The organism is Paenirhizobium cremeum, from assembly GCF_047553425.1.
Lineage (GTDB): Bacteria > Pseudomonadota > Alphaproteobacteria > Rhizobiales > Rhizobiaceae > Allorhizobium > Allorhizobium cremeum.
In genome coordinates, this window is the sequence record NZ_CP180220.1 from 1 (window position 1) to 16848 (window position 16848).

The following is a 16848-nucleotide window of genomic DNA, read 5'->3' on the forward strand; positions in this document are numbered from 1 at the left end:
ATGCCGGACGACACACGCGAAATGCTGAGCAGGCCATCGCCGGATGCATTGCTGGAGCACGCCGAGCGGGAGACGCGCGGGAAGTTGAAAATCTTCCTCGGTGCTGCTCCCGGCGTTGGCAAAACCTATGAGATGCTGATGTCCGGCCGCGCCCAGAAGGTCGATGGCGTCGATGTGGTGGTCGGCGTCGTTGAGACCCACGGTCGCAAGGAAACTCAGGCACTTCTCGACGGGTTTGAAATCATCCCGCGCAAGCGGATCGATTATCGCGGACAGTATCTCGAAGAAATGGACATCGACGCCATTCTCGCGCGGCGTCCGACACTCGTGCTCGTCGATGAACTGGCGCATACGAATGCCGCCGGCAGCCGCCATCCCAAACGTTACATGGATGTGCAGGAGATCCTTTCGCAAGGCATCGACGTCTATTCGACGCTGAACATCCAGCATGTCGAGAGCCTGAATGACGTCGTTGCCCAGATCACCCGTATCCGCGTGCGCGAGACGGTGCCGGATTCGATCATCGACCGGGCCGATGACGTGGAAATCATCGACCTCACGCCCGACGACCTCATCAAGCGGCTGAAGGACGGCAAGGTTTATCTACCGACGACGGCTCGCCGGGCGATGGAGAACTATTTCTCTCCGGGTAATCTGACCGCCCTTCGCGAGCTTGCCCTGCGGCGCACGGCACAACGGGTGGACGAACAGCTTCTCAATCACATGCAGGCGCATGCGATTTCCGGTCCCTGGGCCGCGGGAGAACGAATACTCGTCTGCCTCGATCACAGTCGCAACGGCGCGAGCCTGGTCCGATATGCCCGCCGGCAGGCGGATCGCCTGCGTGCGCCCTGGGCAGCTCTGCATCTCGAAACGCCGCAATCGATCAATCTGTCGGAAGAGGACAAGGATCGTCTGGCGGCCAATATGCGGCTTGCCGAACAGCTCGGCGCCGAGACCGTGACCTTGCCGGGACTTCGGGTCTCACGGGAGGTCATCGCTTATGCCCATGCCAACAATTTCACCCACATCGTCGTCGGTCGTCCGACGAAGCCACGCTGGAGACAGCTGTGGCAGGGCTCGGTTACATACGATCTGATCCGCTATGCAGGCGACATCAGCGTCCATGTTATTTCCAATGACGCGAAGGAAAACGAACTGCGGCGCGGCGTGAAGCAGGCGTCGCAGCCGAAGCCGTTCCGTATCAAGCCCTATGTTAAAAGCACGATCTTTATCGCGCTTGCGATTGGTGCCGGGGTTCTGCTCGATCAGACGCTTGCCGTGCAGAACCTTGCGCTGGTCTTCCTGATGGCCGTGCTGGCTGCTGCGATACGCGGCGGCCTCGGAGCAGGGCTCTATGCCTCGGTGATTGGTGCGCTGTCTTTCAATTTCTTTTTCCTGGAACCCAGATACACCTTCACCGTGCGGGATGCGGAAAGTCTTGTTGCACTGTTTTTTTATCTTGGGGTAGCGCTGGTCGCCTCGAACCTGGCTGCCGCCGTCCAGCGGCAGGCGGTCGCTGCGCGTCAAAGGGCGAGAACAACCGAAGACCTCTATCTCTTTTCGAAGAAGCTCGCGGGCACGGGCACACTCGATGACGTTTTGTGGGCGACCGCCTTCCAAATCGCTTCGATGCTGAAGGTAAGGGTCGTCATTCTCCTACCGGAGAAGGGGACCATCGCCGTCAAAGCAGGATATCCGCCCGACGATACGCTCGTTGACGCAGACATAGCCGCTGCAAAATGGGCCTGGGAGCATAATCGTCCCGCCGGTCGGGCAGCCGACACTCTTCCGGGCGCCAAGAGGCTTTACCTGCCGCTACGAACCGGACGTGAGGCAATCGGCGTCGTCGGGCTCGACAACGACAAGCAGGGGCCGCTTTTGACGCCGGAACAGCAACGGCTCTTCGATGCACTGGCTGACCAGGCGGCGCTTGCGATTGAGCGTATCCAGCTTGTTTCCGATGTCGACAAGGCACGGCTTGCCGCTGAAACGGACCGCCTGCGCACTGCTCTTCTCACCTCCATCTCGCATGATCTCAAGACGCCGCTTGCCGCCATCATGGGCTCGGCCGGCACGCTCAAGGACTTCGGGGCCAGCCTGACCGAGGAGGCGCGTGCCGATATGCTTGCGACTGTCATTGACGAATCCGAACGGCTAAGCCGCTTCATTTCCAATCTGTTGGACATGACGCGCATTGGGTCGGGCGCCATGGAGCCGAACTATGCCTTTCATTTCGTCGGCGATATCGTCGGGACGGCGCTGAACAGGGCCGCGAAGATCAGCTCCAGGCATAAGGTTGTCGTCAGCATTCCAGCCGATCTCCCCATGCTGAAGGTCGATGCGGTTCTGTTCGAGCAGGTCCTTTTCAACCTGATCGACAATGCCGCGAAATATGCGCCGGATGAAACGGTGATCGAGATCCGGGGCTTGCAGGACGGTGGCGCGGTCCTACTTTCGGTAAAGGACGAGGGACCGGGAATTCCGGCCGAGGACATCGAACGGGTCTTCGACAATTTCTACCGCGTCAGGAAAGGTGACCATGTGCGCGCCGGCACCGGGCTCGGACTTGCGATTTGTCGAGGTTTCGTGGAAGCCATGGGGGGGACCATCCGCGCCGACAACCGCTCAGACCGTTCCGGTGCCATCTTCACCATCCGCATGCCGGTGCCCGCCGAACCGCCCGTTCTGGGAGAAAGCGAATGACCAATTCCGCTGTCAGGATTCTCATCGTCGACGACGAACCACCGATCAGAAAGCTGCTGCGGGTCGGTCTGTCCACACAGGATTACGCGATCAGCGAGGCGATGAACGCCAAGGTGGCCATCGAGGCGGTGAAGACGGAAAAGCCGAACCTCATCATCCTAGACCTTGGCCTGCCGGACATTCCTGGTCTCGATCTTCTGGCCAGATGGCGGGGCGAGGGACTGGATCTGCCTATCGTTATCCTGTCGAGCCGCACCGACGAGGCCGGCATCGTCAAGGCTCTGGAACTAGGCGCCGACGATTATGTCACCAAACCGTTCGGGATGAACGAACTTGTCGCACGGATTCGCGTCGCTCTTCGCCATCGGCTGCAGAGCCACGGAGAAAAACCGATCTTCCAGACGGGAGAGCTTTCGGTTGATCTTGTCAAGCGCATCGTCAAGGTGGCGGGCAAGGAAGTGAAGCTCTCGCCCAAGGAATACGACATCCTGCGCATTCTGGTGCAGCATGCCGGCAAGGTGCTGACCCACCGCTTCCTTCTGGAACAGGTCTGGGATAGCCTGACCGATGTCCAATATCTGCGTGTCTACGTTCGCCAGCTTCGGCAGAAAATTGAAAAGACACCTGACCAGCCCCGTTACATTCTCACCGAAACCGGGGTCGGTTATCGGTTGCACGAAAGCCAGTAGGACCTTTCTTTCTCGAACATGGATAGAATCATGAAGCTCCGAGATTATCTTCCGGCGGATAATGTCGTGGTTGGCCTGCAGGCAACCACAAAGGCCGGTCTGATCAGACAGCTTGCCGAACTGTCAGCCGAGAGGCTGAAAATCGGTGTCGAAGAAATCGTCCGGCCGCTGATCGCTCGGGAAAGCCTGGGCTCCACCGGGATCGGCGGCGGCATCGCGGTACCTCATGCTGGCGTGACGGGCATAGAGAAACATTTCTGCCTGTTTGTCCGTCTTGCAAAAGCGGTCGATTTCGAGGCGGTAGACGAATTGCCCGTCGATCTTGTGTTCGTGCTTCTCAATCCAGAGAACGGGCCTAGCCACCTCAATATCCTTTCCTGCATTGCCCGTAGAATGCGGGAGGACAAGGTTGCCCAGGCTGTTCGCATGGCGATATCGCCGGCGGACATATATCGCGAATTATGTCCGCCGGATTTCCCGTCGACGTCGCTTTGACCGTCAGGCGTAGCGGCTGATCGCGAGGTCGGTGGCGTCGATTTCGGCCTTTCGACCGCTGACCAGATCGCTGATCACACGGGCGGAGCCACAACTCATCGTCCAGCCAAGTGTTCCGTGACCGGTGTTGAGGAAAAGACCCTGGATCTTTGTCGGGCCGATGACCGGGGTGCCGTCCGGTGTCATCGGACGAAGGCCCGACCAGAAGAGCGCTTGCGATACGTCCCCGCCAGGGAAGAGATCGGTGACGGAATGTTCGAGCGTGCGGCGGCGGGCAAGCCCGAGATCGTTGGTATAGCCGGAAATTTCCGCCATGCCGCCGACGCGGATGCGGTCGCCGAGGCGGGTGATGGCGATCTTGTAGGTTTCGTCCATGACGGTCGATTCCGGAGCGCGGCTGGCATCCGTGATTGGGATTGTGAGGGAGTAACCCTTGACCGGATAGACCGGCAGGCTGATGCCGACCTGCTTGAGCAGTAGCGGCGAATAGCTGCCGAGCGCCACGACGACAGCGTCGCCAAGAACCGGCGCTCCGTCCGTCACAATGCCGCGCACACGGCCGCCTTCAACGTCTAGACCCTTGATGTTCGTGCCGTACTGGAAGCGAACGCCGAGTGCTGCGACCTTTTCGGCCAGCGCATTGGTGAACTTGAAGCAGTCACCGGTTTCGTCCTTCGGTGTCAGCAGGCCGCCGACGATTTTTTCGCGGACGTGCCGGAGAGCCGGCTCGACCCGGATACATCCCTCAGGATCCAGGACTTCGTAGGGAATGCCATCGGCGGCGAGCGCCTTCACGTCCTTGGCCGAGGCATCAAGTTGTCCCGGGGTACGAAAAAGCTGCAGCGTTCCCTGCATGCGCTCATCATAGGCGAGGCCGGTTTCCTCGCGTACGGCGGCAAGCGATGTTCTGCTGTAATCGGCGAGACGAAGCATGCGGCTCTTGTTGATGGCATAGCGTTCCGCGGTGCAATTCGCCAGCATCCTGAACATCCAGGACAGCATGGCCGTGTCCAGCCTTGGGCGCAGAATGAGCGGCGCATGTTCCATGAACAGCCATTTCATGGCTTTCAGCGGAATTCCGGGCGCTGCCCAGGGCGAGCAATAGCCGAACGATACTTCGCCGGCATTGGCGAAGCTTGTTTCCAGGGCGGGGCCGGGCTGGCGGTCGATGACGACGACCTCATGTCCGGCTTTGGCGAGTTGATAGGCGGATGTCACGCCGACTACGCCGGCGCCGAGAACGATGACTTTCATGATTGCCTCGATGACAGGAGAGAATTGTTAGCGGTATTGGCGGCGGTAACGGTGGCCGAGACTGGTCAGTATCTCATAGGAGATGGTTCCAGCATCTGCCGCAAGCATTTCCAGAGTCTGGTTCGGGCCGATGACTTCGACCAGACTGCCGAGGGAGAGCGTGCCTGCCGGCAGGGCGGAGACATCGATCGTGATACTGTCCATGGATACGCGGCCGACGATAGGCAGTCGCACGCCGTTGTAATAGACGGCGCCGCTGTCGCTGAGACTGCGGGGCAGCCCGTCGGCATAGCCGGCGGCAATCGTCGCAAGCCGCGTCTCGGTCTTCGTGACAAAAGTTGCGCCATAGCCGACACGGGCGCCGGCAGGAACGGTTCGCGTCTGGATCACCGCCACATCAAGGCTGACGACCGGTTCCATCGGATTGCTTCCGCCGTTGTTCGGCGTGCCGCCATAAAGGGCGATGCCGGGGCGGGCGAGCACGCCGTGATATTCGTTGCTGAGGAAGACGCCGCCGGAATTGGCAAAGCAGACGCCGAATGCAGGAAACTCTTCTGCTATCCGACGCATCTCCGAGAGCTGGTCGCCGTTCTGCTGGCTGTCCTCGTCATCGGCCGAGGCCAGATGGCTCATGATGAACAGGATGTCGAGGTCCTGGTTGCTTCGCAGTTCCTCGACCAAGAAGGATCGTTCTTCCGGCGGGAAGCCGAGCCGAGACATTCCGGTGTCGAATTGCAGCACGGCGGGCAGGCGCCGATGGATCGCGCGTGCGGTCGCAGACCAGCGGCGCAATTGTTCCATCGAGTTCAGCACCGGGATGATGTCGGCTTCGGCGGCCGGTGTTTCGTTTCCGGGCTGCAAACCGTTCAGAACGAAGATACGGGCTTCGTCGGACAGGTGCGGACTGATCTCGATCGCCTCGCAGAAGTGGGCGACAAAGAAATGGCGGCAGCCGGCGGAGAGAAGCACCGGGGCAATTTTCGTGGCGCCCAGTCCATAGGAGTCGGCCTTGACCACGGCCGCGGCCTTTGCCGGCGAAACGGCTGCGGAAAGCTTCTCATAATTGCGCCGGATGGCGCCGAGATCGATGGTGAGATAGCCGGACGCGCCTTCATTGCTTGTCCATTCCCGAATGCGATTGTTCCGGATGCCGTTATCCACGTCTTGCCCCTCTTTTTATCGGGCAAGGATATTGAAACGATCGGAGAATTTCCCGTTGATTTACGCTTCATTGTTCTGTGAAATAACTCATTGTGAAATAATCTGTGAAATGTTGGAATAAACTGCATGAGCGCTCTGGACGCCATCGACCGCAATATCCTGCGCCTGCTGAGGCTGGATGCCCGCATGAGGAATGCCGCTCTCGCGACCGAGGTCGGGCTGTCTCCATCGGCCTGCCTGAGGCGGATCAAGCTTCTGGAGAAATCAGGCGTCATCCGGGGATATACAGCGATTGTCGACAGCGGCCACATGGAGAATTCCATCGCGGTAATCGTCAACATCACGCTGGAGCGCCAGACGGAGGACTATCTCAACCGCTTCGAGGCGGCGGTGAGGAAGCATCCGGAAATCCAGGAATGCTTTCTGATGACGGGGGGATCGGATTACCTGCTGAAAGTGGAAGTGGCCAACGCCGGCGAATTCGAACGGATCCACAAGGAGGTTCTCTCCACCATGCCGGGTGTCCTGCGAATCCATTCCAGCTTTTCGATCCGGGACGTCCTGGCGACACGCGCCAGGGTTTCACGCAGCAAACAATCGCCGGCACGATAGCGAGGGGAGCGCCTTACGACGAGGAGGCCTTTGGCGCTGTCTTCGGGTGATCGGCTCCTTGAGCCGATGTGACGATTTTCGGAGATACGGACGCAGGCTCGTTGGCTACTTCGCGGATCCATTCGCGAAGGATGGCGACGAGCAGGGCCATCAGCACGGGACCGACGAAAAGCCCGAGGAATCCCATGGTCTTCACACCGCCGATCAGGCCGAAAAACGTTGGCAGGAAGGGAAGCTTGATTGGCCCGCCGACGAGATGCGGGCGCAGCGTCTTGTCGACGATGAAGAGTTCCGTCGTGCCCCAGACAAAAAGGGCGATGCCGGGACCGACCGAGCCGCTGGCGACGAGATAGATCGACACCAGAGTAAAACTAAGTGGTGCGCCGCCTGGAATGAGTGCCATGACACCCGTTATGAGGCCGAGCGTGACGGCGGACGGCACACCCGCCAGCCAATAGGCGATCCCGAGCACGACGCCTTCTCCGATCGCGATGATCGTCATACCCGTTACCGTCGAACTGATGGTCATCGGAACAACCCGCGACACCCGTTCCCAGCGATTAGGCAATATGCGTTCGCCCAGTCGGTCGAGTTGTCCGGCGAGATATCTGCCGTCGCGATAGACGAAGAAGAGCGTGATCAGCATGAACAGAAGCGTCAGGAACCACTGGAAGGCCGATGTCCCAAAAACCAGCAGCCCTCTGTAGATGCTGCCGATGTTCGCACCGCTGGTGATCTGCACCAGTTCGCCGAGACCGCCCGGATGAGAGAGATGCAACTCCCATTGTTCCAGCAGGGATGTTCCGACGATCGGGATGCCGCCGAGCCACTGTGGCGCAGGTGCCCCGGTTGCGTTGGCCTGGACTGCCCATGCGGCCCAGATCTTGATTTCCTGAACGGCATAGAATGCAGCGACCGAAATGGGCACGACGATGAAGGATATCACCAGAACGATCGCGATCGTGGCGCCGAGCGTGCGATTGCCGCCAATGCTTTTCAGCAAGCGGCGGTAAAGGGGCCAGCTTGCGAAGCCGATCACGAGGGCCGCCAATACGGGGACGACGAAGCCATGGAAAAAGTAGACGCCGGCCAGCAGCACGAAAACGATAAGCCAGCGCGCCGCCGATCGCGGTCCCACGAGAAACGCCAGGTCTTCGCGGGAGTTATCGGACGGGCTGGGCGGTTTCACGGCCTTTTCACCTTTATGCATGGTCACGTATGCGTGTCGCTTTCAGTTGATCTTATCCGGACTCGGGGCGCAACAGGCTTTCTTCAGTTTCTCAGATGCGGTGAATCTTCGCCCGCCTGCGCTTGAGGCTTGCTTGAGTAGCAGTTGGCAGATTGGATTAGAAGTTCGCAAGCAATCCTCGCCCGGGAGAGGCCGACCGTTGGAATGAGCGCCTTGTCTCGTGTCAGAGGCGCTCTTCCGGCATTTTGGGTAATTCTATCTGCTGACCATGAAGACTATCTTATGGTCGGGTCGATTTCGCGAGTCGTTATCAAAGAAAGTGTATGTGCATTGCATATACACTTTCTGCGAGTTTATATTTACATATAATAGTACTATTGCTAGCGTCGCGACATGCCGAACCTGCGGAGGGCGGGTACGGTAATTTTGGGGAGGAAATCATGTCTGTTCTATCCAGACTCGCGCTTGGCGCGGGTGTGTCTATCCTTTTGTCCACGACAGCGCTCGCAGCCGATCTGACGGTTGGTTTCTCGCAAATCGGTTCGGAGTCCGGCTGGCGTGCGGCCGAAACGTCCGTCACCAAGGCCGAGGCCGAAAAACGCGGCATCGATCTCAAATTCGCCGATGCCCAGCAGAAGCAGGAAAATCAGATCAAGGCGATCCGCGGTTTCATCGCTCAGGGCGTCGACGCGATCCTCGTGGCACCTGTTGTTGCGACCGGTTGGGAAGCGGTGCTTGGGGAAGCCAAGGACGCAAAGATCCCTGTGATCCTGCTCGACCGCGGGGTCGATGCGCCGCAGGACCTCTACCTGACGTCGATCGCCTCCGACCAGGTCGAGGAGGGTCGTGTTGCCGGACGCTGGCTGACGGAAACTGTGAAGGACAAGGACTGCAAGGTCGTCGAGTTGCAGGGCACCGTCGGCTCCACGCCGGCGATCAACCGCAAGAAGGGCTTCGAGGAGGCCATTGCCGATCACAAGAATATCTCGATCGTTCGTAGCCAGACCGGTGACTTCACCCGCTCGAAGGGCAAGGAAGTGATGGAAGGATTTATCAAGGCCGAGAATGGCGGCAAGGGCATCTGCGCAGTCTACGCCCATAACGACGACATGGCCGTTGGCGCGATCCAGGCCATCAAGGATGCCGGTCTCAAGCCCGGTTCCGATATTCTCGTCGTTTCGATCGATGCCGTCCCGGATATCTTCGCGGCCATGGCCGCCGGCGAAGCCAATGCCACTGTCGAACTGACGCCGAACATGGCCGGTCCCGCCTTCGATGCCCTGGAAGCTTATCTGAAGGACGGCAAGGAACCGGAGAAATTCATCATCACCGAATCGAAGCTCTATACGCCTGCCGACAATCCCAAGGGTGAATACGAAGCTCGCAAGGGCCTCGGTTACTGATCTCCTTGCTCACACAGGGGCGCCGGGATTTCTCGGCGCCTCTTGCATTGCAGATGAGGTCGGCGAAATATCGTCGCGGAGTGAGTGGGGAAGACTATGGAGACAGATGGCCCGGACACGAATTTCGTGCTGGAGGCGCGTGGTGTCGGCAAGATTTTCGGCCAGAACCGGGCATTGAACGACGTAAACTTCGGTTTGCGACCGGGTGAGGTGCATGCCCTTCTGGGGGAAAACGGCGCCGGCAAGTCCACGTTGATCAAGATCCTGACCGGAGCCTATCAGCCGGATGCCGGCGAAGTCGTGCTCGATGGCAGGGCGGTACAGTTCCGTGATCCGCTCGATGCCCAGTCCCATGGCATCGGAACCGTCTACCAGGAAGTCAATCTTCTGCCGAACCGCTCCGTCGCGGAAAACCTCTATCTCGGTCATCAGCCGACGCGCTTCGGCTTCGTGCGCAAGTCCCTGATTGCGCGCAATGCCCGTGCGCTCCTTGCGCGTTATGGTCTCGATATCGATGTCGAAGCTGAGCTCGGCAGCTATTCGGTCGCCGTGCAGCAGATCGTCGCCATCTGCCGGGCCGTGGAGCTTTCCGGCAAGGTGCTGGTGCTCGATGAACCTACGGCAAGCCTCGACCGGCATGAGGTCGACAGGCTGTTCGAAGTGATCGCCGCACTGAAGGCCGAGGGTCTTGCGATCGTTTTCATCACCCATTTTCTGGATCAGGTCTTTGCGATTTCCGACCGAGTGACGATCCTGCGCAACGGCCGGCTCATTGGCACCCGCCCGCTTGCCGGTCTGACCCGCACGGATGTCGTCCGCATGATGCTGGGCAAGGATGTCAGTTTCGTTCCTGCCGTGACCGGCATCGAGGAGCGAGAGGCCGGACCTGCCATGGTCGAATTCGACAATTGCGGCAAGACCGGCAAGGTGAAGCCCTTCTCGGTGCGTATCCACAAAGGGGAGGTGGTCGGCGTGGCGGGACTGCTCGGATCCGGGCGCACCGAAATGGCGCGTGTCATGTTCGGTGTCGATCCGTCCGACAGCGGGGAAATCCGCATTGGCAAGAAGCGTATCGATCTGAAGAACCCGGTGCAGGCCATCGCGCATGGCTTCGGCTTCTGCCCGGAGGACCGCAAGGCGGAGGGCATTCTCGGGGATCTCTCGGTGCGGGAAAACATTGTCATCGCGCTGCAGGGCAAGCTGGGTTGGTTTCGTGCGCTCAACCGCGACGAACAGATGGAGATCGCCGGCAGGTTCGCCGAGGAACTCGATATTCGCGCCGCCTCTCACGATATGCCGGTCAAGCTTCTGTCCGGTGGAAACCAGCAGAAGGTGATCCTCGCCCGCTGGCTGGCGACGGATCCGGACTTCCTCATCCTTGATGAGCCGACGCGCGGCATCGATGTCGGCGCCCATGCAGAAATCGTCCGGACCATCAATCGCCTGCGTGAAGACGGTCTGGCCCTGATGGTGATTTCTTCCGAACTCGATGAAATCGTCGCCTATTCGTCCCGTGTCGTGGTCATGCGCGACCGCGAGATGGTAGCGGAGCTGCATGGCGACCAGATAACGCCGTCAGTCATCGTCCAGGCGATCGCCGCCCAGCCCGAAGGAGAGACAGCATGATCGCAGGCCGGCTGACGCGGGCTATCAATCCGCAAACCATCGCCCTGCTTGGTGTGTTGTTCATCAACTGGCTGCTGTTTCCGGGATTCTTCGATGTAACCTGGCAGGACGGACGCCTCTTCGGCAGCCTGATCGACGTGCTGAACCGTGGCGTGCCCGTGGCAATCCTCGCCATCGGCATGACTGCGGTCATCGCGACCAAGGGCGTGGATCTTTCCGTCGGCGCGGTGATGGCCATCTCTGGCGCGGTTGCCGCGACCATGGTGACGGCGGGTTATCCAGGCTATATTGCAGTGCCGGCCGCACTCGCCGCCGGCCTTGCCTGCGGACTGTGGAATGGCATTCTCGTTACCTTCCTTGAGATTCAGCCGATCGTCGCGACGCTGGTGCTGATGGTTGCGGGGCGAGGCATCGCGCAGCTCATCACAGAGGGGTCCATCGTCACCTTCTCTGACCCGGTCCTGATCTTCATCGGCACGGGTTCCTTCTTCGGCCTTCCTATGCCCGTGCCGATTGCCGCCTGCCTACTGGTCATCAGCGTCTTGGCGGTGCGTTCCACCGCGATCGGTCTTTTCATCGAGGCCGTCGGGGTTAACCGGACTGCAGCCAGCCTGGCGGGTATTCACAGCCGGCTGCTGTTGCTGGCGATCTACACATTCTCCGGCTTTTGCGCGGCTATCTCCGGCATCATCGTTGCCGGGGATATCCGGGGGGCGGATGCCAACAATGCCGGTCTCTGGCTTGAACTGGATGCGATCCTTGCCGTGGTGATCGGCGGTACGTCGCTTCTCGGCGGGCGCTTCTCGATCGCCATGTCGGTGATCGGCGCGATCATCATCCAGGCGATGAATACAGGCATTCTCGTGTCGGGCTTCCCGCCCGAGTTCAATCTCGTGGTCAAGGCCGGCGTCATCATCCTAATCCTGCTGATGCAGTCTCCGCTCGCAGGGCGGCTCGTTGAAGCCCGGCGCAACCGTCGCCTTCTTTCCGGAAAATCCTCATGAACCGCAGTCTTCGCCCCCTGGCGGCCACCGCCCTCATCTTTGCGCTCGCCTATGCCGCAAGCGTCCTGCAATATCCGGGAATGTTCTCGACGCGCGTCCTCGGCAACTTCCTGACCGACAATGCGTTTCTCGGCATCGCGGCAGTTGGCATGACCTTCGTGATCCTCTCCGGCGGCATCGATCTTTCGGTCGGCGCGGTGATCGGCTTCACCGGGGTCATGATCGCGGTTCTGGTGTCTTGGTATGGCTATCACCCGCTCGTCGCCTTTGCCGTTGCGCTCGGGCTTTCCGCAGGGTTCGGGGCGGCGATGGGTACTGCCATCCACTATCTTCAGGTGCCGTCCTTTATCGTCACGCTCGCCGGGATGTTTCTAGCTCGAGGCGTGGCCTCGGTCATCACGCAGGATTCCATTCCGGTCACCCATGCGTTCTATTCGAGTGTTTCCTCCACTTACTTCCTTCTTCCGGGGGGCGGGCGGATCAGCTTGATCGGCGGACTGATGATTACAGTCTTTATCGTCGGGGCACTACTTGCGCACCGCACGCGCTTCGGCTCCTACGTCTATGCGCTCGGGGGCAACACCACGTCGGCGCAGCTGATGGGCGTTCCGGTGGCGCGCACGACAATCCTCGTCTATACGCTCTCTGCGACTTTATCGGGTCTCGCAGGCATTGTTTTTTCGCTATATACCTCCGCCGGTTATCCGTTGGCGGCGGTAGGTGTCGAGCTTGATGCGATCGGGGCCGTGGTCATCGGGGGCACTCTGCTGACCGGCGGGTACGGCTTCGTCTTCGGAACCTTCATCGGCGTCATGCTGCAGGGGCTCGTGCAGACCTACATCATCTTCGACGGTACGCTTTCGAGTTGGTGGACGAAGATCGTCATCGGCGGACTGCTATTCGTCTTCATCGTATTGCAGCGGCTGGTCTTCTCGGCTTCCTCGGTACGAACAAGAGGCTTTTGGAAATTGAAACATGAGTGAACCCGGTAGCCTGATCCGCTCGCGTTCCGGGCGGTCGGCTGCACCCAATTTTCATTCGTTCATCATCAATGAGATCGGGGCCGGCATTGTTTCCGGCCGCTTTCCCGTGGGCTCCATCCTGCCCAGGGATGCCGAGCTTATGGACACCTACGGCGTCTCCCGAACAGTGTTGCGCGAGGCGCTGAAGACGCTCGAGGCCAAAGGGCTGGTTGAGGCACGGCCGAAGGTCGGAACGCGGGTCTCGCCGAAAAGCCGATGGCAACTCTTTGACCAGCAGGTGCTGCTCTGGCATTTCGAGGCGGGGCTCGATCCGCAATTTGTCGGTTATCTCTTCGATGTCCGCCGCCTGCTGGAACTCGAAACGGTGCGCCTTGCTGCAAAGTTGCGCACCGCCGATCACATCCGCATGCTCTATTACTGGCTCCAGCAGATGAGCGTGTCCCGCGGCATGGCCGATTCCTTCGCCCTTGCCACCCTGGAACTTCATCGCATCCTCGCGGATACCTCGCAGAACCCCATGCTGAGGGCGGCGCTGGGTGTCACCGAATTCACGCTTGCGGCCGCGATGCCCCTGGGCGACAGCCGCGATAACAGCGTTTTTTACGAAACCGCGATCAACAGGCGGCGCAATCTCGTGCAGGCCGTGGAGGCAGGAAATGTCGCCGAGGCGGAGGCGAGCATCTTGCAGGCGATCGAGGCGGATCTTGCCGGATCCCAAGCTCGCAGCGCCGCCGGCATATTGCAGAACGATCATTGATTTCAGTGGTTTCCGCTCGGCTCGCGTGCCGCGTGCGGCGTGAAAAGCTTTACAAGCGAATGCCGATATTAACCATTTGTTAACCATGGCGAGGGTACTTAAGGTCAACGATTTGTTTACGTAGATGACCAAAGTGCTAACAGACGCCCGCTCGATCCGAATAAAAGGTCGCTCCTTCCTGGCGGTCGTATTGTCGCCGGACCTGCCACTCGACCAGTGGCTGGAAAGGCTGGACGACCTTGCCGCACGCTCGGCAGGGTTCTTCCTGTCCCGACCCGTCGTTCTCGACGTCAGCGAGTTGTCTCTGGACAAGGCGCAGATCAAGGATCTTCTTGCCGAACTCGCCACGCGCAATGTCGCCATCATGGGTATCGAAGGTGCGCGTCCCTCCGCCATCGGCCCGGGAATGCCGCCGGCGCTGAAGGGTGGCCGCCCGGCCTCTGATTTCGAGATCGCACCCTCCGAGCCGTCAGCCGAGCAGGAAGAGAAGAAACAGGCGAGCGCCTCTGAAGCCGCGCCCGCGCCGGTGCCGGAGGTGCGCCCGGTGTTGCAGTCGCTGGTCATCCGCGAGCCGGTGCGCTCGGGACAATCGGTGATCTTCCCGGAGGGCGATGTGACCATCATCGGATCGGTCGCCTCGGGCGCCGAGGTCATAGCCGGCGGATCGGTTCATATCTACGGCGCGTTGCGCGGCCGCGCCATGGCGGGGTCGCTCGGAAACGCCGAAGCACGAATTTTCTGTCGCAAGCTTGAAGCGGAGCTGGTCGCCATCGACGGCATCTACAAGATGGCCGAGGACCTGCCCGCCGCGCTTCGCGGACAACCTGTACAGCTGTGGCTCGAAAACGATTCGATCATGGCAGCAAAAGTTATCTGAGCCGATGCCGGCCGAAAACAGGAGAGCAAAATGGGGAAGGTAATCGTCGTCACTTCAGGCAAGGGCGGGGTCGGCAAGACGACCACGACTGCCGCACTCGGCGCGGCCCTGGCGCAGCGGAATGAAAAGGTCGCAGTCGTGGACTTCGATGTCGGCCTGCGCAACCTCGACCTCGTCATGGGCGCCGAACGCCGCGTGGTTTACGATTTGGTCAACGTGATCCAGGGCGATGCCAAGCTGCAGCAGGCTCTGATCCGCGACAAGCGGCTCGAAACGCTGTTCCTGCTGCCGGCCTCCCAGACGCGCGACAAGGACAACCTGACGCCCGAGGGTGTCGAGTGGGTCATCAACGAACTGCGGCGCTATTTCGACTGGATCATCTGCGACAGCCCGGCCGGGATCGAGCGCGGTGCGACGCTTGCCATGCGGCATGCCGACGTGGCCGTCGTTGTGACCAATCCCGAAGTCTCCTCGGTTCGCGACAGCGATCGCATCATCGGTCTTCTGGACGCCAAGACCCTCAAGGCCGAACGCGGGGAGCGCATGGAAAAGCACTTGCTGTTGACCCGTTACGACCCCGCCCGCGCCGAGCGTGGCGACATGCTGAAGGTGGATGATGTCCTGGAAATCCTCTCCATTCCGCTGCTCGGCATTATCCCGGAAAGCATGGATGTGCTGCGTGCCTCCAATATCGGTGCGCCGGTCACGCTCGCCGATGTCCGCAGCGCGCCGGCCATGGCCTATTTCGACGCCGCACGGCGTCTTGCCGGCGAAACCCTGCCGATCACCGTTCCAGGAGAAAAGCGTGGGATCTTCGGTAAGATCTTCGCCCGGAGGGCAGCATGAGTATTTTCCGGCTTTTCAACCGGCAGAGGTCTGCTCCGATGGCGCGGGAGCGCCTGCAGGTCCTGCTAGCCCATGAACGCGCTTCGGCAGGTTCGGATCTCGTTGCAACGCTGCGCGAGGAAATCCTCGCGGTCATTGCGAGGCATGTGGAACTCGACAGCGACCGCGTGCAGGTGAAGATGGACCGCGATGAGCACTATTCGATCCTGGAGATCGACGTCGAAATCCCGCTCGAAGCGACCATGCAGGCAGCTTGAGCGTCCAATCAAGCCGTTTCTTCCATTCAGGCCGCTGAGCGCCCAGCGGCCTGAACGGGGCCTGTCGCCAATTTTCTTGGTCAACGCGCGGTTGACCTCGACGGTGGAAACTCCGCTTCCAAAGGAGTGGAGCGTGCCGATGGTTCTGAATGCCATTGCCGAGAGGCTGAAGCGCTGGTCTAAGGATGATTTCAAAAGGCGTCATTTCGAAGCCTGGCTGATCGTGCAGGCGGTGACCTGATATCTCCGCTATCCGCTCAGTTGCCGAGACCTGGAAGAAATGGTGCTGGAGCGTGGCTTCGAGGTCGACCACAGCACCATCAATCGTCGGGTCCTCGCCTATGCACTTGTCATCGAGAAGCGACAGCGCCAGTTTCGCCCACCGCATTGTGGTTCAGTCGGGATCGACGAGACCTACGTCAAAAGCCGGGGCACGTGGTGCTACCTGTACTGCGCGATAGACAAGCACGGAAACCCGATCGATCTCGCTTTGACCGCAAAGCGCGACCTTGATGCGGTCAAGCGCTTCTTTCGTAAGATGCTCAAGGTGAGCCGCTGCTCTCGCCGGAAAAGATCGGCCCTGATGGGGCCAATACCTTTCCTTCAACGATCAAGACGGTCGTCGACGATGGCCTCCTGCGCCTTGGCCCGGTTCACTATTTTACCAAGCATCTTCAGCAAGGTGTCGAGGGCGACCATTTCCGGGTGAAGAAAAACATGCCCAAAATCGGGGGCTTCCAATCCTGCCAGATGGCATGTCGAACGATCGCGGGTTTCGAAGCGATGCCGTGGCTGAAGAAGGGCTTCGGCTTCACCGGCGATTGAACCGTCAATAATCAGAACGATCTGCTCGCGCGCCTCTTCGAACTTCAGAAGTTAATAGAGTCTGAAGATGCAGCCGCTCAAGGGAAGTCTCAACCTGCTGGAGTGTTTGCGACAGGCCCGAGGTGTGCCTTCGCAGTTTTTCGATTTCCTTGCGAAAGGCTTGC

General features: G+C 60.0%; 15 protein-coding genes and 1 pseudogene. 13 read left to right on the forward strand and 3 right to left on the reverse strand.

The window, feature by feature from the left end; translation table 11 throughout:
- Genes ACLBKR_RS22675 through ACLBKR_RS22685 form a run of 3 tightly spaced genes read left to right on the forward strand, consistent with a single transcriptional unit; the run spans position 1 to position 3890 of the window.
- The gene (locus ACLBKR_RS22675) at positions 1-2706 is read left to right on the forward strand and encodes a sensor histidine kinase (RefSeq protein ID WP_113485989.1); all 2706 of its coding nucleotides are present in this window, start codon (positions 1-3) and stop codon (positions 2704-2706) included.
- Positions 2703-3395, forward strand: a complete 693-nt coding sequence (locus ACLBKR_RS22680) for a response regulator transcription factor (RefSeq protein ID WP_113448159.1) — start codon at positions 2703-2705, stop codon at positions 3393-3395. The genes ACLBKR_RS22675 and ACLBKR_RS22680 overlap by 4 nt, the downstream gene beginning before the upstream one ends.
- A 30-nt stretch (positions 3396-3425) precedes the next feature.
- Positions 3426-3890 (forward strand): PTS sugar transporter subunit IIA, encoded by a 465-nt coding sequence (locus tag ACLBKR_RS22685; protein ID WP_162757814.1) that lies wholly within the window; start codon positions 3426-3428, stop codon positions 3888-3890.
- A gap of 3 nt (positions 3891-3893) precedes the next feature.
- Here the strand turns inward: ACLBKR_RS22685 and ACLBKR_RS22690 are convergent, their stop codons facing one another.
- Both ACLBKR_RS22690 and alr read right to left on the reverse strand, forming a co-directional pair.
- Positions 3894-5144 carry a D-amino acid dehydrogenase gene (locus ACLBKR_RS22690; protein ID WP_113448161.1) on the reverse strand — a complete coding sequence of 417 codons (1251 nt, stop codon included), beginning with the start codon at positions 5142-5144 and terminating at the stop codon, positions 3894-3896.
- Positions 5145-5171: 27 nt separating this feature from the next.
- Positions 5172-6305 carry an alanine racemase gene (gene alr, locus ACLBKR_RS22695; RefSeq protein ID WP_113448162.1) on the reverse strand — a complete coding sequence of 378 codons (1134 nt, stop codon included), beginning with the start codon at positions 6303-6305 and terminating at the stop codon, positions 5172-5174.
- Between the two features lie 126 nt (positions 6306-6431).
- Between alr and ACLBKR_RS22700 the strand changes: the two genes are divergently transcribed.
- On the forward strand, positions 6432-6917 hold the full coding sequence (locus ACLBKR_RS22700; protein WP_113448163.1) for an Lrp/AsnC family transcriptional regulator: 486 nt from the start codon (positions 6432-6434) through the stop codon (positions 6915-6917).
- A gap of 13 nt (positions 6918-6930) precedes the next feature.
- On the opposite strand, the gene ACLBKR_RS22705 is transcribed toward ACLBKR_RS22700, so the two are convergent.
- A complete protein-coding gene (locus tag ACLBKR_RS22705) occupies positions 6931-8127 on the reverse strand; it encodes an AI-2E family transporter (protein WP_414902299.1) in 1197 nt (398 codons plus the stop codon).
- 419 nt (positions 8128-8546) lie between these two features.
- Here ACLBKR_RS22705 and ytfQ point away from each other — a divergent pair, with 419 nt between their 5' ends.
- The 9 genes and pseudogenes from ytfQ to ACLBKR_RS22750 all read left to right on the forward strand — a co-directional run.
- Complete coding sequence (ytfQ, locus tag ACLBKR_RS22710) at positions 8547-9509, forward strand: galactofuranose ABC transporter, galactofuranose-binding protein YtfQ (protein ID WP_112827883.1); 963 nt, start codon at positions 8547-8549, stop codon at positions 9507-9509.
- A 96-nt stretch (positions 9510-9605) separates the two neighbouring features.
- Entirely contained in the window at positions 9606-11135 is a 1530-nt protein-coding gene (locus tag ACLBKR_RS22715; RefSeq protein WP_414902270.1) for a sugar ABC transporter ATP-binding protein, read from the forward strand.
- Positions 11132-12139: an ABC transporter permease gene (locus tag ACLBKR_RS22720; protein ID WP_112827881.1), complete on the forward strand. Its 1008-nt coding sequence runs from the start codon at positions 11132-11134 to the stop codon at positions 12137-12139. The genes ACLBKR_RS22715 and ACLBKR_RS22720 overlap by 4 nt, the downstream gene beginning before the upstream one ends.
- Complete coding sequence (gene yjfF / locus ACLBKR_RS22725; protein WP_113337974.1) at positions 12136-13122, forward strand: galactofuranose ABC transporter, permease protein YjfF; 987 nt, start codon at positions 12136-12138, stop codon at positions 13120-13122. Before ACLBKR_RS22720 ends, yjfF begins: the two co-directional genes overlap by 4 nt.
- A complete protein-coding gene (locus tag ACLBKR_RS22730; protein ID WP_113448164.1) occupies positions 13115-13879 on the forward strand; it encodes a FadR/GntR family transcriptional regulator in 765 nt (254 codons plus the stop codon). The genes yjfF and ACLBKR_RS22730 overlap by 8 nt, the downstream gene beginning before the upstream one ends.
- Positions 13880-14003: 124 nt before the next feature.
- Entirely contained in the window at positions 14004-14756 is a 753-nt protein-coding gene (minC, locus tag ACLBKR_RS22735) for a septum site-determining protein MinC (RefSeq protein WP_113337976.1), read from the forward strand.
- A gap of 30 nt (positions 14757-14786) precedes the next feature.
- Positions 14787-15602 (forward strand): septum site-determining protein MinD, encoded by an 816-nt coding sequence (minD, locus tag ACLBKR_RS22740; protein ID WP_112827877.1) that lies wholly within the window; start codon positions 14787-14789, stop codon positions 15600-15602.
- Positions 15599-15859, forward strand: coding sequence for a cell division topological specificity factor MinE (gene minE / locus ACLBKR_RS22745; protein ID WP_112827876.1), 261 nt, complete (start codon positions 15599-15601; stop codon positions 15857-15859). Before minD ends, minE begins: the two co-directional genes overlap by 4 nt.
- 139 nt (positions 15860-15998) lie before the next feature.
- Positions 15999-16681, forward strand: a pseudogene (locus tag ACLBKR_RS22750) (IS6 family transposase); the annotation flags it as partial.
- Positions 16682-16848 lie beyond the last annotated feature (167 nt).

Excerpts from the sequence above, each read along its gene's own strand:
- ACLBKR_RS22675 (WP_113485989.1), top strand. The coding sequence starts at position 1 with ATGCCGGACGACACACGCGAAATGCTGAGCAGGCCATCGCCGGATGCA.
- ACLBKR_RS22680 (WP_113448159.1), top strand. The coding sequence starts at position 2,703 with ATGACCAATTCCGCTGTCAGGATTCTCATCGTCGACGACGAACCACCG.
- ACLBKR_RS22685 (WP_162757814.1), top strand. The coding sequence starts at position 3,426 with ATGAAGCTCCGAGATTATCTTCCGGCGGATAATGTCGTGGTTGGCCTG.
- ACLBKR_RS22690 (WP_113448161.1), bottom strand. The coding sequence starts at position 5,144 with ATGAAAGTCATCGTTCTCGGCGCCGGCGTAGTCGGCGTGACATCCGCC.
- ACLBKR_RS22700 (WP_113448163.1), top strand. The coding sequence starts at position 6,432 with ATGAGCGCTCTGGACGCCATCGACCGCAATATCCTGCGCCTGCTGAGG.
- ACLBKR_RS22705 (WP_414902299.1), bottom strand. The coding sequence starts at position 8,127 with ATGCATAAAGGTGAAAAGGCCGTGAAACCGCCCAGCCCGTCCGATAAC.
- ytfQ (WP_112827883.1), top strand. The coding sequence starts at position 8,547 with ATGTCTGTTCTATCCAGACTCGCGCTTGGCGCGGGTGTGTCTATCCTT.
- ACLBKR_RS22715 (WP_414902270.1), top strand. The coding sequence starts at position 9,606 with ATGGAGACAGATGGCCCGGACACGAATTTCGTGCTGGAGGCGCGTGGT.
- ACLBKR_RS22720 (WP_112827881.1), top strand. The coding sequence starts at position 11,132 with ATGATCGCAGGCCGGCTGACGCGGGCTATCAATCCGCAAACCATCGCC.
- yjfF (WP_113337974.1), top strand. The coding sequence starts at position 12,136 with ATGAACCGCAGTCTTCGCCCCCTGGCGGCCACCGCCCTCATCTTTGCG.
- ACLBKR_RS22730 (WP_113448164.1), top strand. The coding sequence starts at position 13,115 with ATGAGTGAACCCGGTAGCCTGATCCGCTCGCGTTCCGGGCGGTCGGCT.
- minC (WP_113337976.1), top strand. The coding sequence starts at position 14,004 with ATGACCAAAGTGCTAACAGACGCCCGCTCGATCCGAATAAAAGGTCGC.
- minD (WP_112827877.1), top strand. The coding sequence starts at position 14,787 with ATGGGGAAGGTAATCGTCGTCACTTCAGGCAAGGGCGGGGTCGGCAAG.
- minE (WP_112827876.1), top strand. The coding sequence starts at position 15,599 with ATGAGTATTTTCCGGCTTTTCAACCGGCAGAGGTCTGCTCCGATGGCG.